The organism is uncultured Oscillibacter sp., assembly GCF_900546705.1.
In the GTDB taxonomy this organism is placed as follows: domain Bacteria; phylum Bacillota; class Clostridia; order Oscillospirales; family Oscillospiraceae; genus Oscillibacter.
Genome location: NZ_URDP01000007.1, coordinates 20,835 through 36,991 on the forward strand (window position 1 = coordinate 20,835; position 16,157 = coordinate 36,991).

Annotated in this window: 17 protein-coding genes; all 17 read right to left on the reverse strand. The window is 60.0% G+C overall.

The genetic code is table 11. The features are described from left to right. Position 1 precedes the first annotated feature (1 nt). The 17 genes from pknB to cdaA all read right to left on the reverse strand — a co-directional run bounded on the left by pknB (position 2) and on the right by cdaA (position 16,082). On the reverse strand, positions 2-1,984 hold the full coding sequence (gene pknB, locus QZS13_RS02820; protein WP_295585227.1) for a Stk1 family PASTA domain-containing Ser/Thr kinase: 1,983 nt from the start codon (positions 1,982-1,984) through the stop codon (positions 2-4). Positions 1,985-2,001: 17 nt separating this feature from the next. Then, the gene (locus tag QZS13_RS02825) at positions 2,002-2,742 is read right to left on the reverse strand and encodes a Stp1/IreP family PP2C-type Ser/Thr phosphatase (RefSeq protein WP_295585229.1); all 741 of its coding nucleotides are present in this window, start codon (positions 2,740-2,742) and stop codon (positions 2,002-2,004) included. Beyond that, the gene (gene rlmN, locus QZS13_RS02830) at positions 2,717-3,781 is read right to left on the reverse strand and encodes a 23S rRNA (adenine(2503)-C(2))-methyltransferase RlmN (RefSeq protein WP_295585231.1); all 1,065 of its coding nucleotides are present in this window, start codon (positions 3,779-3,781) and stop codon (positions 2,717-2,719) included. The genes QZS13_RS02825 and rlmN overlap by 26 nt, the downstream gene beginning before the upstream one ends. 9 nt (positions 3,782-3,790) lie before the next feature. Beyond that, entirely contained in the window at positions 3,791-5,119 is a 1,329-nt protein-coding gene (gene rsmB, locus QZS13_RS02835) for a 16S rRNA (cytosine(967)-C(5))-methyltransferase RsmB (protein ID WP_295585233.1), read from the reverse strand. Beyond that, entirely contained in the window at positions 5,116-5,871 is a 756-nt protein-coding gene (locus QZS13_RS02840; RefSeq protein ID WP_295585235.1) for a zinc metallopeptidase, read from the reverse strand. Before QZS13_RS02840 ends, rsmB begins: the two co-directional genes overlap by 4 nt. Before the next feature lie 49 nt (positions 5,872-5,920). After that, positions 5,921-6,835: a methionyl-tRNA formyltransferase gene (gene fmt / locus QZS13_RS02845; RefSeq protein ID WP_295585238.1), complete on the reverse strand. Its 915-nt coding sequence runs from the start codon at positions 6,833-6,835 to the stop codon at positions 5,921-5,923. A gap of 5 nt (positions 6,836-6,840) precedes the next feature. Next, positions 6,841-7,356: a peptide deformylase gene (gene def, locus QZS13_RS02850; protein ID WP_295585240.1), complete on the reverse strand. Its 516-nt coding sequence runs from the start codon at positions 7,354-7,356 to the stop codon at positions 6,841-6,843. Positions 7,357-7,378: 22 nt separating this feature from the next. Continuing rightward, the gene (gene priA, locus QZS13_RS02855) at positions 7,379-9,811 is read right to left on the reverse strand and encodes a primosomal protein N' (protein WP_295585243.1); all 2,433 of its coding nucleotides are present in this window, start codon (positions 9,809-9,811) and stop codon (positions 7,379-7,381) included. A 20-nt stretch (positions 9,812-9,831) separates the two neighbouring features. Then, positions 9,832-10,050, reverse strand: a complete 219-nt coding sequence (gene rpoZ, locus QZS13_RS02860) for a DNA-directed RNA polymerase subunit omega (protein ID WP_295585245.1) — start codon at positions 10,048-10,050, stop codon at positions 9,832-9,834. A gap of 66 nt (positions 10,051-10,116) precedes the next feature. Further along, positions 10,117-10,713, reverse strand: coding sequence for a guanylate kinase (gene gmk, locus QZS13_RS02865; RefSeq protein WP_295585248.1), 597 nt, complete (start codon positions 10,711-10,713; stop codon positions 10,117-10,119). A gap of 5 nt (positions 10,714-10,718) precedes the next feature. Next, complete coding sequence (locus QZS13_RS02870; protein ID WP_295585250.1) at positions 10,719-10,970, reverse strand: DUF370 domain-containing protein; 252 nt, start codon at positions 10,968-10,970, stop codon at positions 10,719-10,721. Positions 10,971-10,974: 4 nt separating this feature from the next. Beyond that, positions 10,975-11,856, reverse strand: coding sequence for a YicC/YloC family endoribonuclease (locus QZS13_RS02875; protein ID WP_295585252.1), 882 nt, complete (start codon positions 11,854-11,856; stop codon positions 10,975-10,977). A 40-nt stretch (positions 11,857-11,896) separates the two neighbouring features. Continuing rightward, the gene (locus QZS13_RS02880; RefSeq protein WP_295585254.1) at positions 11,897-12,550 is read right to left on the reverse strand and encodes a DnaJ domain-containing protein; all 654 of its coding nucleotides are present in this window, start codon (positions 12,548-12,550) and stop codon (positions 11,897-11,899) included. Next, positions 12,547-13,449, reverse strand: a complete 903-nt coding sequence (locus QZS13_RS02885; protein WP_295585256.1) for a DUF5685 family protein — start codon at positions 13,447-13,449, stop codon at positions 12,547-12,549. Before QZS13_RS02885 ends, QZS13_RS02880 begins: the two co-directional genes overlap by 4 nt. Continuing rightward, positions 13,449-13,859, reverse strand: a complete 411-nt coding sequence (locus QZS13_RS02890; RefSeq protein WP_295585259.1) for a SoxR reducing system RseC family protein — start codon at positions 13,857-13,859, stop codon at positions 13,449-13,451. The genes QZS13_RS02885 and QZS13_RS02890 overlap by 1 nt, the downstream gene beginning before the upstream one ends. Positions 13,860-13,900: 41 nt before the next feature. Next, a complete protein-coding gene (locus QZS13_RS02895) occupies positions 13,901-15,202 on the reverse strand; it encodes a YbbR-like domain-containing protein (RefSeq protein WP_295585263.1) in 1,302 nt (433 codons plus the stop codon). Next, positions 15,192-16,082 (reverse strand): diadenylate cyclase CdaA, encoded by an 891-nt coding sequence (gene cdaA, locus QZS13_RS02900; protein WP_295585265.1) that lies wholly within the window; start codon positions 16,080-16,082, stop codon positions 15,192-15,194. Before cdaA ends, QZS13_RS02895 begins: the two co-directional genes overlap by 11 nt. Between the last annotated feature and the right edge of the window lie 75 nt (positions 16,083-16,157).

The window sequence follows — 16,157 nt, forward strand, 5'->3', positions numbered from 1 at the left end:
ATCAGTCAAATTGCAGATCCTGGGCCTGTGCAGGGTCTTCTTCCCCGTCGATATACACTTGGACGTGCTGCGTACCGTAGCCGGTCAGGGAGACGCTGACGCTTCCCTGGGAGCAGGAGACACGGTTGTTGTACTGTTCTTCCCCGTCCACGGTGACCCAGACGTCCACGCTTTCCCGGCCGTCCTGAGGCAGTACCACAGAGATGGTGCGCGTCTGGCTGGGGGCCAGCCCGGAGCTGACCTTGAATTTGATGGTACTGCCCTCCGTGACCTCCGTACCGGACTCAATGCTCTGCCAGACAATCTCACCGGCAGGCCGATCACTGTCCACTGTCTCAATGTCGGCGTCTGTGCAGGTGAGCTTCCAGGTGGTTTTCAGCTGCTCTCGGACCTTGTCAATATTCTGTCCCACAAAGGGAGGCACCGGGAACCGCTCCAGTTCGGGACCCTTGCTGACATAGACCTTGATGGTATCGCCCTTTTTCAGCGTGGCGCCCTCGGCTGGGTCTGTACGGATGACATAGCCGTCACTGATCTCGTCGGAGAACTCCTGATACTCTACGGAGGCGTCGATGATCAGATCCAGATTATTTTCCCGGCTGAGTGTCTTCAGCGCCAGGATAGCCGCCTGTGCCTCTTGATTTACGACGTCGATCATCTCGCCGGTGTTTTCACCCAGGCTGATCGTGACTTCGATCTTCAGATTATCACCCCGGCGCACCTCCCCGGCAGACGGGGTCTGGCGCATAATTTCACCTTCGTCATATTCATCACTGTATTCCGTGGCGGTTTCTGTGACGGTGAAGATGCCGTCGATCTCCGGCATGGCCAGAGCCTGCTCCATGGTCTTCCCCAGCAGGTTGGGAACCTCGTAATCATCCGGCGTGGACGTACCGAAGGAGGAAAAGATTACTTTGAACAGTACAGCGACCAGCACCAGCGCGACAACCACGGCGCCGACGATGACGGCGGTGCGCTTGCGATTGGGGGGGCTGGGCTCATCGTAATCCTGGTACCGCTCTGCTTCCCGGCTGTGGGACCGGTGGGCGGTGTGGTTTGCCTCCATGGCGGCGTGAACGCTGCCGGTACGCAGGGGGCGGGTGGGCTCATCTTCCTCTGTAGGGCGGAGGTCTTCCAGCTCGAAGTCCAGGCTGACGCCGGGATTCTTGCGGAACGCCTCCAGATCGGCGATCATGGCGTCGGCGGAGGGATAGCGCTTGTCCAGCTCGGGGGCCATGGCTTTCATGCAGATAAGTTCCAGCTGGGGCGGGATATCGGGATTGATTTCCCGGGGAGCCAGCGGAATGGAGCTCAGGTGCTGGATGGCCACGGACACGGCACTGTCTCCTTCAAAGGGCAGACGACCGGTAAGCATCTCGTAGAGGACCACGCCGGCGGAGTAGACGTCGCTGCGGGCATCGGTCCGGTCGCCGCGGGCCTGTTCGGGAGAGATGTAGTGCACGGAACCCAGTGCCTCCTGGGTCAGCGTCTGGGCGGAGTTTTCCAGGCAGGCGATGCCGAAGTCGGCCACCTTGACGCTGCCGTCCCGCAGCACCATGACGTTTTGCGGCTTGATATCCCGATGGATGATGCCGCGGCTGTGGGCGTGGCTGAGGCCCCGCATGATCTGCGTGATAAAGTGCAGGGACTCCCTCCAGTTGAGCTGCCCCCGCTTTTCCATGTATTGCTTGAGCGTGATACCGTCAATGAGCTCCATGACGATGTATTCGATGTCACCGCCCCGGGACACATCGTAGACAGAGACGATGTTGGGATGGGACAGCTGTGCTACCGCCTGGGACTCGGCGTTGAAGCGCCGGCGGAAGTCTTCGTTCTGAGCCAGATCGCTTTTGAGGATTTTGATGGCCACCAGGCGGTTGAGCCGGTGGCATTTGGCCTTGTACACCACGGCCATACCGCCCGTTCCAATCCGCTCGAGAATCTCATAGCGGTTGTCCAGCATTTTACCGATATACTGATCCATAAATCCGTTCCCTCCTCTCACACCATCTGCATCAGCACGGCAGTCACATTATCCGAGGCGCCGTTGGCTTTGGAGATGGCCAGCAGGCGGTCCATGCAGGTATTCAGGTCACCGCCGTGAAGGACTTCAAAGAGCATCTCCTGGTCAGTGACGGTTTCCACCAGACCGTCGGAGCAGAGCAACAGGAAATCCCCCGCCGCCATCGGGCAGATGTATCCGTCGCTGAGGGCGGACATATCCGGACCCAGTGCTCTGGTAATGAGATTGCGGTTGGGGTGATGGCGTGCCTCCTCGGCGGTGATATCGCCTCGGTCCACCATGCTCTCCACCAGGGAGTGGTCCTTGGTGACACGGGTGATCCCCTCCGTGGAGATGTGATAGGCCCGGCTGTCGCCCACGTTGGTCACCACAGCGCCGCCGGCATAGCCCACGGCGGACACCAGCGTGGTACCCATGCTCCGGCAGTCCACAGAGGCCTGGGCAGCCTGACGCACCGCCCGGTTGGCCACGGACACGGCATAGGAGGATACCTCCCGCAGCTGCTGGGCAGACATGCCGGGACGCAGCTGCTTTTTCATTTCCGACATAAAGGCATCCACGGCAATGTGGCTTGCCTGACGCCCACCTGCAGGGCCGCCCATACCGTCGCACACCACACACAGCGTGTGGCCGCTTTCGGGCAGTTGGGCCACGGCGTAGTCATCCTGGTTTTCCTTGCGGACCAGGCCCACATCACTCATGCTCCATACTTCCATCATTGGGAATCTCCCCTTTCCTTGCTTCCTCCATGGCCTTGCGCCGGAGCTGGCCGCAGGATGCGTCGATATCTCCGCCCAGACTCCGCCGCACGGTGGCAGTGAGTCCGTGGGACTCCAGGCGCTTCTGGAAGGCTGCAATGCGCCTGGAGGGCTTGAACGGGCTTTCCACCACGTCATTGAGGGGAATCAGATTCACATGGCCCGGCATGCCCTTGAGGCGCTTGGCAATCAGATCGGCCTGCCAGTCGTGGTCGTTGACTCCGTCGATCATGGCGTATTCAAACGAGATGCGCCGGCCGGTTTTTCGGAAATACTCATGACAGGCGGCAAACAGCTCGTCCACGGGATAGGCCCGGTTGACGGGCATGATCCGGGAACGGGTCTCATCGTCCGGTGCGTGCAAAGAGACAGAGAGCGTCAGTTGAAGGCCCAGGTCTCCCAGAAGGCGGATGCCGGGAATTACTCCGCAGGTGGAAAGCGAAATATGGCGCATGCCGATATTCATGCCGTCCGGGTGGTTTACCAGCTCCAGAAACTTGCGCACGGTATCAAAGTTGTCCATGGGCTCTCCGATACCCATCAGAACGATGTTGGAGATCTCCAGACCGGAATCAAGCTGGGTGAAGAGAACCTGATCCAGCATCTCAGCCGGGGTCAGGTCTCGTACCTTTCCGGCAATGGTGGAGGCGCAGAAGGCGCAGCCCATACGGCAGCCCACCTGGGAGGAGATGCACACCGTGTTCCCGTGGTGGTAGCGCATCAAAACGGACTCGATGCAGTTTCCGTCTGCCAGCTCCCAAAGATATTTCATGGTTCCGTCCAGACGGGAAACCTGTTTGCGGGCCACTTTGGGCGGGGTCAAAAGGCAGCTTCCCGCCAGCTGATCCCGGAGGGATTTTGGCAGGTTGGTCATCTCATCGAAGGAGCGGGCCCCCTTGTGCAGCCAGGTAAATACCTGCTTTGCCCGATAGGCCGGTTGACCTATGGACTGAAGGAAATCACCCATCTCCTGCAAAGACATGGATTTTATGTCGATCATATGGACCTCTCAAGAATGCCGCCGCATGCGGCAGATGTAAAAGCCGTCGGTTCCGTGGCGCTGGGGCCAGAGGGTAATCTGGCCCTCCTCCACAGTGCCCACCGGCTGTGGCAAAGGCAGAGCTTCCCGGGAAAAATCCGGGTGTTCCGCCAGGAAAGCGTCGGTGATCTGCTGGTTCTCCTCCGGCAAAATGGTACAGGTGGAGTACACCAGCAGCCCGCCCGGACGCACATAGCGGCAGGTGTTTTCCAGCAGGGCACTTTGAATAACCGGCAGCGCAAACAGATCGTCCGCCTTTTTGTAGCGCACGTCCGGCTTCTTCCGGATGATACCCAGACCGGAGCAGGGGGCGTCCACCAGCACCGTGTCAAAACCATTCTCCCACTCCGGCTTGAACCGCCGGCCGTCCATGGCGGCGGTCTTCAGGCAGGAGATTCCCAGCCGGGCGGCACCATCCCGGATCCGGGAGAGCTTGCTCTCATGGAGATCACAGGAGACAATGGTGCCCACATCTCCCATGGCCATAGCTGCGGAAAAAGACTTTCCCCCGGGGGCGGCGCATACATCCAGCACCCGCTGACCGGGCAGAACCTGCGCAGTCGGTGCCACGAGACTGGCTGCCGGGTCCTGAACCAGGAAGCGTCCTTCGGTGAAGGCCGGCAGCGCGGAGAGATCTCCCGTACCGGAGAGCTCCAGGCAGCCGGGCACCCAGGGATGCTCCCGAACCGACACGCCGGATGCTTCCAGTTCCTGCCGGAGCTGCGCTGCGGTGGTTTTCAGGGTGTTGACCTGGACGGTCATGGGGGCTACGGAGTTATTGATGCGCAGATACTGCTCTGTCTCCTCTTCCCCAAGCACCGGCAGCAGCCGCTTGACCAGCCACCGGGGATGGCTGTAGCGGATGGAGAGGGCCCGAAGGGGGTCTTTGTCCGGAATGGCAGGAAGGTCGTGCTTGTGTTGGGAGATCTTCCGCAGCACGGCATTTACCAGCCCCGCGGCAGAGCCCCGCTTGAATATGCGGGCCAGCTCCACCGACTGATTCACCGCCGCATAGTCCGGGACCTTGTCCAGATAGAGAATCTGGTAGGCGCCCAGCCGCAGGATTTCCAGCAGCGGCGGCTGTAAGTGCTCTGTTCGCTGGGTACAGTAGGCACCCAGATAGTAGTCCAGCAGCAGCTGATTTTGCAGCACGCCGTAGACCATGCGGCTGCACAGCGCGGCGTCCGCGCCGGAAAGACCGTCCCGGTGCAGCTGGGCCTTCAGCGCGGCATCTGCCCACGCGCCATTGGTGCGGCAGCTGATCAGGACGCGCAGAGCGGTTTCACGGGCGTTGCTCATCGGCGTCCACCTCCCTGTTCCCGGTTGTTCCGCCCGGCAAAAATGAGGAGGAAACGCAATAGCTGCAGGGCCGACATCAAAAGCGCCGCCACATAGGTCATGGCAGCCGCCCGCAATACCCGGCGGGCACCAACCAACTCGTCGTCCCACAGGATCGCCTGGGACTCCAGGGTCTCCAGCGCCCGGTGAGAGGCGTTGAACTCCACGGGGAGCGTCACCAGCTGGAAGAAAGTCGTCAGGGAGAAGAGCACGATGCCGGCAAGGAACAGCGCCTGGCTGTACAGCAGCAGGCCGATGAACAGCAGCAAAAATGAGAGTCTGGAGCCCAGCTGCGTGGCAGGCAGGATTGCCGTCCGCAGGCGCACCGGGCCATAGCCCTCCGCATACTGCACCGCATGCCCGGCCTCGTGGGCCGCCACACCTACCGCTGCGATGGTGGGAGCACCGTACACGGATTCAGAGAGATAGATGGTATTGTCCCGGGGATCGTAATGATCTGTCAGCTGTCCCCGGGTCATGCGCACAGGCACATCATAGACGCCGTGGGCCCGCAGTACCGCCTCCGCCGCCTGGGCGCCGGTCAAATGCCGGCGGTTGTTGACGGCGCTGTAACGCCGGAAGTTGCCGCTGACCTGAAACTGGGCCCACAGGGAGAGCGCAAGAATGGGGATCAGCAGCAGAAAATAGATATTGTTGGCGAGAAAGTCGCTGTAGCTGTGATAGCCGTATCCGTAACCGAAATAATAGGGCATAGAAAACCTCACACGTTAAAATTCGCGGAATGTTCGTGAAATCCCGGATTTACACGTTCATCGGGTGGCCCAGCAGATAGGCCGCGGCCGCCATGCGCTTGCCGCCCTCGGCCTGCAGCTCAGTGACAAACAAACTGCTGCCGCCTCCGCAGGCGACTTCAATTCCCTGCTTTCCGGCGGAGAGGATGGTACCGGGTGCCTTTTCCGTGGAACGGCCGGGAGCGGTTTTATAGATTTTGAACCGCTGCCCCGCCAGCTCTGCCGTGGCACAAGGCCAGGGAATGAGGCCGCGCACCTGGCAGGAGATGGCCCGGGCCGGGCGGCTCCAGTCGATGGGAGACATCTCCCGGGACAGCATGGATGCATAGCTTTGCAGGCGCTCATCCTGAGGAGTGCGGGAAGCGGTGCCATCCGCCAGGGCGCGCACGGCCTCTGAAAGGGCACCGGCGCCCAGTTCCGCCAGACGGCCGGTCAGGGAGAGGGCGTCCTCGTCCTCTCCGATGGGGGTGGACACCTGCAAGATCACATCTCCCGCGTCCAGCTCCTTGGCCATATACATGATGGACACGCCCGTCTCCGTTTCCCCGTCCAGAATGGCCCAGTTGATGGGGGCGGCGCCCCGGTACTTGGGTAGCAGAGACGAGTGGACGTTGATGGCGCCGTAGGGCGGAAACGCCAGCATCTCCTCCGGCAGGATCTTTCCGTAAGCGGCCACCACGATCAGTTCCGGCGCCAGCTCCCGGATGATGTCCATGGCCTCCCCGTCCCGCATTTTCAGCGGCTGATAGACAGGCAGCCCCTGGGAGAGCGCGTATTCCTTCACCGGGGAGAACGCCAGCTTGTGTCCGCGGTTTTTGGGTTTGTCCGGCTGGGTGAACACGCCGCATACGTCGTGTCCGTCCTCCACCAGGCGCCGCAGAGAGGCCACCGCAAACTCCGGTGTCCCCATAAACAAGATCCGCATGGGTCTTACTCCTCCTTTTGCTGACGCTGGGCCTCTTCCTGATCCAGGTATTCCTGCAGCTCCTCGTCGGTGAGGAAGTGATCAATGTGCTCAGTGTAAAGGTGGCCGTCCAGATGTTCGATCTCATGGCAGAAAGCCCGGGCGGTCAGCTCCTCACCCTCCACCTCGAACCAGTTGCCGTCCCGGTCCTGTGCACGGACCCGCACCCGTTCCGGACGGGTGACGATGCCCCATTTTCCGGGCACACTGAGGCAGCCCTCCAGACCTGTCTGCTCACCGCTCTGAGCAATGATCTCCGGGTTTACCAGTTCCAGGTATTCCTCGCTGTCCTCATCCATGACCACGCACACCCGGCGCAGCACACCCACCTGGGGGGCAGCAAGGCCGGCGCCGTTGGCGTCTGCCAGCGTTTCCACCAGGTCGTCCAGCAGCTCATGGAGCCGTTTGTTGAATTCCGTGACAGGGCGGCAAACCTTGTTCAGGCAGGGATCACCCTGCTCCACAATTTTACGCAAAGCCATCGTTTTTTATCCTTTCCGACTGCTATTCCGTGAGATTGCAGTCCACAAAAATATTCACGCCGCGGTTTGCGCGGTCATTGGAAAACGTTTTGAGAAGCCAGCTGATCCGGTCCCGGGTGGGCTTGTTGTTGCGGCCGACCAAAAGTAGCTGGTAGCGAAAGCGGTTGTTGAGCTTGAGCACCGGTGCCGGTGCCGGGCCCAGGACCTCCTGGTCCGGGAACAGCTTCCGGAGCAGGTCTCTGGCGGACGCAGCGCTGCGCAGCACGGCGCCTTCATCGGTTCCGGAGGCGGTAAAGGAAAAGAGATCTGCAAAGGGCGGGCAGCACCGCAGCTTCCGCAGCCGGATTTCCTGGCGATAAAAGCCTTCATAGTCCTGGGCGGCGGCGCACCGGATTACGTCGTTGTCCGGTGTGTAGGTCTGGATGACCGCGCGCCCGGTCCGGTCGCCCCGCCCTGCCCGGCCCACCACCTGGGTCAGCAGGTTGAATGTGCGTTCGGCGGCACGGTAGTTGTCTACGTACAAAGAAAGGTCCGCGGACAAAACACCTACCAGAGTTACGCTTTCGAAGTCCAGCCCCTTGGCGACCATCTGAGTGCCAAGCAAAATGGGAATTTTCTCCGACTCGAACCGAGAAAGCAGAGCTGCGTGTCCTCCGGCAGCGGTATCGGCATCCATGCGGAGGATTTCCGTCCCGGGAAAGAGCGCATGCAGTTCCTCTTCCACCTTTTGGGTGCCGCAGCCCACATGCTTCATCCTGCCGCCGCACTCGGGGCAGGTCTCCCGGGCAGGCTGGGAGTGACCGCAGTAGTGACACATAAGTCGCCCATTGGCGGAGTGATAAGTCAGTGCCACGCTGCACCGGGGGCACTGGGGCACATAGCCGCACTCTCCGCAAAGGAGCATCCGGCTGTTGCCCCGCCGGTTCAAAAAGAGAATGCTCTGCTCCCCACGCCGAAGGTTCTCCTCCAGCTCATGACGGAGCAAACCGCCGATCACGCCGGAGTTCCCGGCACGCACCTCCTGCCGCAGATCTGCGATCGTCACCTGGGGCAGTGCCCGGGCGTTGTAGCGCTGGCGCAGACGAAAGAGATGGTAGGTGCCGTTTTCCGCTGCCCAGGCGCTCTCCACCGACGGTGTGGCGGACCCAAGCACCATCGTGGCGCCGAAGCGGGCACACAGGAATTTGGCTACGTCACGGGTGTGGTAACGAGGCGGGTTTTCCGACTGGTAGCTGCCCTCCTGCTCTTCGTCCAATACAATGAGTCCCAGATTTTTCACCGGGGCAAACACCGCCGAACGGGTTCCCAGCACCACCCGCACCTCTCCCCGCCGGATACGCTTCCATTGGTCATAGCGTTCCGACATACGCAGAGAGCTGTGAAGCATTGCCACTTCACTGCCGAAGTATGCAGTGAATTTCCGCATCATCTGAGGGGTCAGAACGATCTCCGGGACCAGTACAATGGCGCTTTTCCCCATGGCCAGAACTTCTTGCACCAGACGCAGATAGATCTGGGTCTTTCCACTGCCTGTGACGCCATACAGCAGCGCCGCCTCCGCCTGTTTGCTCTCCAGCAGGGAGAGAATCCCGGCAAAAGCCCGCTGCTGTTCCTGGTTGAAGATGATCTTTGGGCCCGGGGAAACAACTTCCTCTCGGGGAACGCGGAGCTCCTCCTCCTGGGAAAGAGAAATCAGTCCGGCTTTTTCCATGGCGCGCAGTGTGCGCATGGAGGCGCCGGTATAGTAGCATACGTCGGCAGCGGAGCTCTTCCCGGCGGAGGCGAGCAGCTGCACCACCGCATACCGGATCGGGGCGCTGGTACGCCGACGCTCTGTCAGGGCAATGGCATCTTCGGCACTGACTGCCAATTCCGCCACAGCCCGGGTCTTGTCGCCGATGTGCCGTTTGGCTGCGGCATCCCGGGAGACAACGCCAGCCTTTTCCATGGCGCGCAGCGCGGCAGCGTCGCCGCCCTCTCCCTCCAGAACTTCCCTGGAGGCGGTGCCTCCGTGGGCAGTGAGCAGATCAATGAGGCGGTCCGCGCCCCGGATGGCGGCGCAGAGAGAACGGGCCTCATCTGGAGAGACAGACAGGGAAAACCGTTCCTGGAGACGGTACCACAGCCCGGCAGGAAGAATGGTCTTGACGGCTTCGAACATGGTACAAAAGTACCGCTGCCGCAGCCACAGCGCCAAGGCAATACCGTCGTGGTCCAGTACCGGAGTGTCGTCCAGCACGGAAGTAAGGGGCTTGAGCCCCCGGACCTTTTCCCCGCGGGATCTGGCCAAAATCACGCCCTCACTGGTACGGTTTCCACGGCCGAAGGGCACGATAACCCGTACTCCGGGCAGTGCAGTGTCTGCCAGGTCTGAGGGGATCAGGTAGTCATAGGGCTTGTCAATGGAATAGGGCGCGGCGCTGACCGCTATTTTTGCGATTTCCGCGGTCTCCATGCCTCGCCCTCCCCTCTTTTTTATTGGTCTTCTTCGATGGTCAGATCCATATGGCTGGCGTCCAGCTTGCCTTCAGCCACTTCGTTGATGGCCATGGTGACGGGTTTTTCCGTCAGATGTTCACCGGTCTCCTCGGCGTCTTCGGCAATCTGGCGGGCCCGACGGGCCACCACGTTGACCAGCATGTAGCGGTTGGGAATGTAGCTGGTGAGTTTGTTCATTGCGGGATACAGCATCATAATAATCTACTTCCATTCTGCCGGATTTCGGCTGATTTTTTTGTCATTTTTTCAGGAGCGGCGCCTTTATTTTCCACTGATGATCTCCATGCGCTCCTTCGGCTTGCAGTGCTCGGCGGTCATAATGGCGTTGAGTTCAGAGACGGCATTGTCCACGCTGTCGTTGATGACGAAGTAGTCATAGGTGTGGGCAGTCTGGAACTCTACCTTGGCACGAAGCAGCCGCTTCTGGATTTTTTCCGGGCTGTCTGTTCCGCGCTCGGTCAGCCGCCGCTCCAGCTCAGCCCAGCTGGGCGGAGCGATGAAGATGCGCACGGCGTCGGGGCGCTTGCTGGTGACCTGGATGGCACCCTGCACCTCAATATCCAGAATCACATCCTTGCCCTGATTCATGGCGTCATCCACGTAGCGCTTGGGCGTTCCGTAGAAGTTGCCTACGTATTCTGCGTACTCCAAAAATTCATCCTGGGCGATCCGGGCGCGGAATGTGTCCACATCCATAAAATGATAGTGGACGCCGTCGACCTCACCGGGGCGCGGGTCTCTGGTGGTGGCGGAGACGGAAAAATAGACATTTTTCCGCCGCTCCATCAGTGCCTGAAGTACCGTGCTCTTTCCGACGCCGGACGGGCCGGAAACAATGAAAGTCTTTCCTTTTGTCATGGTGTTTAATCTTCCTCCTCCGAGTGCTGTTCCGCCCGGGCACCAAACCGCTCCGGCGGAAGCGCGGACAAGATCACATGGTCACTGTCCATGATGAAGATGGATGCGGTCTTGCGGCCGTAAGTCGCGTCGATCAGCATGCCCCGCTCCCGGCTCTCCTGCACCATCCGCTTGATGGGTGCCGAGTCCGGACTGACGATGGCCAGAAGCCGGTCCCGGGAAACCAGGCTGCCGAATCCGATATTGATCAGTTCCATATCCTCACTCGATGTTCTGAACCTGCTCGCGCATCTTTTCCACTTCGGCCTTCAACTGTACCACGATCTGCGCGATGGACACATCGTTGCACTTGGAGCCGATGGTATTGGACTCGCGGTTGACTTCCTGAATCAAAAAATCCATCTTCCGGCCCATGGGCTCATCCGCCCGCAGCATGGTGCGCAGCTGCGCCACATGGCTCCGCAGACGCACGGTCTCCTCGTCCACCGCCACCTTGTCGGCATAGATGGCTGCCTCGGTGAGGATCCGCTGGGGATCGATGGTGGTGCTCTGGAGTACCTCCTGCATCCGGGCGGTCAGCTTGGCGCGGTACTCGGCCACGGTCTCGGGAGAACGGGCCTCCACCTTTCCGGTGCATGCTTCAATGGTGTCCAGCCGGGAGGCAATGTCCTCCGCCAGCTTTTCGCCCTCTACGGCCCGCATGGTGTTGTAGGCCGCCAGCGCCTCGTCCAGCACGGTGCAAAGATCTTCACTGACTGTCTCCAAGTCCTCGTCGGCTTTAGTGACCGTCAGCACGTCAGGGAAGCGGGCCAGAACTTCCGGAGTAACTTGGTAGGCTTCCGGGCCGCACAGGCCGGACAACTCGTTCAATGCGGCAGCATATTGTGCTGCCAGCTCCCGGTTCACACTGACCTTAGCCACATCGGCGGCAGAGGCGTCCACAGTGATGAACACGTCCACCTTTCCCCGGGAGACCGCCTTTTGCACATGGCTTTTGACGGCGTCCTCTGCAAATGCGTACATCCGGGGCATTTTTACGGTGCAGTCCAGGTAGCGGTTATTGACAGAGCGCACTTCCACGGTGATATCCCGCTTGTGCAGCTCCTGACGGGCCCGGCCATAGCCGGTCATACTCTTGATCACGGTTACTTCCTCTCCATTCTATCACATCTTGGCCCATTCGTCAGCAGATGGGGCAAAAACAATAGCCACCATTGCACAGCGCGTACAGGCAGCAAAGGCTCAGACAGGGGTTGGAGCCGCACAGCTCAGTGCCAAACACCGTCCCATTGGGCCGATAGGTGTTCTGACCGGCGTTGTCCATGAATTCCAGAGCGGCGCGGTATTCAGCGTTGTCCGGATCCATCTGACAGGCGGTCTGGTAGTAACGGCGGGCCTCGTCCATCCAGCCGCGGCGGTAGCAGACGGCGCCCCGAAGAAAGTTCCACTCGGCATTGTGATCGCTGTAGTTGGCCAGCAGCGCCTCGGCGCGGCTCAGGTTTCCGGAGTTGATGGCCAGCCGGACCTGCTGAAGCACAGAGCTGCCGGAGGCACTGCTGCCGTAGCTCCCGTAGGCCTGCCGCTGCTGGTAGGCACCGCCGTAGCCGCTCTGGGTGCTGTATCCGCTGTGGGCACTGCCGTTGCGTGCGGCGCGGTCCCGTGTGATCTGCTCGTAAGCGGCGTTGATCTCTTTCATTTTCTCCTGCGCCAGATCGGCCAGGGGATTATCATGATAGTTGTCCGGATGATATTTGCGGGCCAGCTCGCGGTATGCTTTTTTGATTTCTTCATCGGTAGCGGTTTCGGGTACGCCCAAAACCTCGTAAGGATCGTTCATGTGGTTTCCTCAACCTTCCTGCGTTTTCTGTCTATCCCCCGAGTCTTGGGGTGAAAGGTGCCGTCCAGCACAGCCTTGCCTACTTGAAAAAGCCCACTGTAGATGGTTGCTTCCAGCACCGGAGACCACCGTCCGAAATCCCACAGCTCGTAGGCAGTGGCGATCATGCGGACGGAGTGGTCCAGAGACTGGGCAAAGATCCGGCGGCTCTCCGGCGTCCAGGTGCCGTTTTGCAGGCCGAAGCGCAGTGCCACAGGATTATAGTTTCCCGAACGGGCGTCTTTTTTCAGGTCGTCCGCTGCATCTACCAGATAAATCCAGCGTCCCAGATGATAGAGCATCTGCCCCAGCACCCGCCGCTGCACGGCGTTTTCCACCTGATCGGCTCCCCGCTCCAGCAAGACGGCAAAGGCATCTGCCGCCTGATCCATGGAAGCACACTGTTCCTGCTCCAGGCGGCTGAGAATGGAGAGCTGCTTTTGAACGGCTGTGTCAAAAGAAGGGCAAAGGCGGGCGGCGTGATGGTAAGCCGGCTCCAGCAAGGCAGAGGCGGCTCGGTATTTGGCCCCGTGCAGCCAGTCGTGGTCGGAAACCCCGTCCCGCAGCTGCCAGTAAGCAAGAATCACGCTCTCGTCTGCTGCCAACTCCATGGGGGCACTGCTTTGCAGATAAGGACGAGCCTTATGGGGCGAGGCAATGCACCGCCGCCGGAGCACGGTCCCCTCCCCCGGGTCCGAGAGCAGAATGGCAAGGTAGGTAAAATCGTAATTGAGAATGAAGCGGGCGGCCGATCCGTACCGTGTGCCCAGCGTGTGGCAAAGGCCGCAGTAGGCCTGCTGAAATTGCTGCCGCCCGGTTTCATCCAGCAATTCCAGGGGCGGACGCACGTATCCGTACATTAAAACACGCGGACAATGCGGAAAGTGAGTCCCCCCTGCTTTTTCAGACGGCGGTCGTAGACGATGGCGGCTACGATTCCTGCCACGAACCCAACCACGCCGGCTGTATACTGGGTGGACACACCGGCACCCAGCGCCACGGCCAGCAGGTAGCACAGCAGAAAGAGCACCACGGGTGTCAGATAAACAAGTGCGATGATGTGCAGCATTTTGCTGGTGCTGCTCTCCACCACCACCTTTTGTCCGGGGCGGGCATCGATGGAATTGACTGCCTTTGCCCGTACGGCCGCACCGGTGACGCCGCAGCCGGCACACTCCTCGCAGTCGTGTCCGCAGGCGGATTTGCGGGGTACGGAGATCTCCGCATGGTTCTTGTCCAGAATTCGTTCAACAGTTGCAATTTGTGTCATATAAACCTCCCGGGACGGCGCACGGAAACCCGCCGCCCCACTTATTGCGCATCCGCGTCCTCCCCGCCGGACGAATCGTCCGTTCCATCGGAGATATTGACGCGCACCTGATAGGTACCGGAGACGCCTACGTCGCCGCCGGTGCTGATGAGCACCTTGGCGGGAACGGTATAGCTTCCCACGGCGTTATTGAAGTCCGTCAGATCCGCCACCACGATGATATCGTCTCCTGTGACGGCGGCGACATCCGCGCTGGTGCCGAAGATCTGTACGGGAACCTCCATGGTCAAAAGTTCCACCTGACGGCCCTCCGCAGCAAGATTTTCGTAGCGGATCCGGTCAGTGGTTACCTCGGCGGTGGTCATGTCCTTGAAGTGCAGGCGCATGGTAGCCTGAGAGACACCGCTGAGGTTTTCGCATCCCTCCGGAATGGGGATGACGTAATTATACACGGCGGAACTGTCCAGCTTGGTCAGATCAAAGTCCGCCAGTACCAGTGAATCGATATCCCGCAGGATATCTGCCTCGCCGGTGACGGTGACGCTCTCGGGATTGATGGTCACCACGGTATTGGAGACACGGGCACCCGGGGATTCCTTGAAATTCACGGTGAGTTTCAGCTCCTTGGTGACGTTGACCGGCATGGTCACCTGTACCTGATCCACTGTGGGATGGATGTCCTTACTCTCCAGAAGCTGGTCATTGGCATCATAGAATTCGAAGTTCAAAGCCTCCGAGACAGAGGAAACCGCATCGGTGCCGATGTCCAGGGTCACCTTGGCGTAGCTGACTTGATCGAGGATCTCTTGCTGCCCACGGATCTCAAAGGTGGAGGGAGAAAGCGTCAGCTCGCCGGCGGAGTAGCCTTCGGCCACGTTCCCCACCACCTCGCAGTGAACGTCCACGGTCTTGCTGTACAACTCGCCGATGTTGACCGTAGCAGTATAGGGCTTGATGTCCTGAAACTCCACAATCTGACTGAGACTCTTGGTGGTAAACCCGGTTTTGTTGGACACGCTCTGCACGCCGGTTGTGGTGATGCCGGACAGATCCGCCTGGATGAGAATGTCATCCCGGTCGATCTTGGCCAGGTTCCAGCGTGTGCCCCGGAGCGTGACATCCACCGTCTTGTCCGTGCCCTCGTCCAGCAGCATCAGGCCGCGGTCGGCCAGGACCGTATCCTCCCACAGGTATTCGATGGGGACGTCCTTGAACTCCTTGGTTCTAATGCGGGCTGTTCCATCCGGGCCGCCGGTCATATCCACATAGATCCAGAGGGTGATCGCCACCAGCGTGGCCAGGGCAATGTAAAATGCTTTTCGCTTGCGCAGATCAATCTTCATGGCTGCCTCCGTTCCGCCGGGCTGTCATGGCGCCCCAAAGACCCGCCAGAGAGAATTTCTGCCTGGCGGGTTCTTCGTTGTCCTGAGGGAGCAGCTCGTTGCGCAGAAGATTTTCCAGCGTCTCCGGCTTCAGATGCCGCTTGAGCATTCCTCCGATGGCCACGGAGATGGAGCCGGTCTCCTCTGAGACGATGACCACCACCGCGTCGGAGTTTTCACTCATGCCGATGCCGGCCCGGTGCCGCATGCCAAGATCCCGGGAGAGATTCACATTTTTGCTCAGGGGCAGCATGCAGCCGGCACCCAGCACCCGCCCGTCCCGGACGATAACGGCGCCGTCGTGCATGGGTGCCTTTACAAAGAAAATATTTTTCAAAAGTTCGCTGGAGACGGTGGCGTCCAGCACCGTTCCGCTGCGCACCATGTCGTCGAGCAGCATCTCCCGCTCAAAGACGATCAGCGCACCGGTGCGGGACTGGGACATCTCCGTGCAGGCCAGGACTGTCTGGCCGATGGTCTGCTCGATGACGTTGACGTCCTCGGTATGGGCAAAAAAGGCAATGAACCGCTTGCTGCCCATCTGCTCCAGAATCCGCCGGATCTCCGGCTGGAAGAGAATGATGAGCGCCAGAACGCCCATATCCACCATGCTGCTCAGGATATAATTGACACTGTGCAGCTGCAGAATATAGGACAGCAGCAGTGCGCCCAAGAAGACGAACAGTCCCTTCAAAAGGCTGGCGGCCTTTGTACTTTGTACCAGCATCAGCACCTTGTACAGGACGAAGATCATGATGCCGATATCCAAAAGATCTGTCAGCTGGATCATCAGCAAATACCGGCCGATCACCAGCGGCAGCTCAGACAATTGAACATCCATTGAGATTTCCTCATCTCCTCCAGGCCATGAATACACTTGATTATATAAAAAATACCAAAGGATTGCAAGGCAATC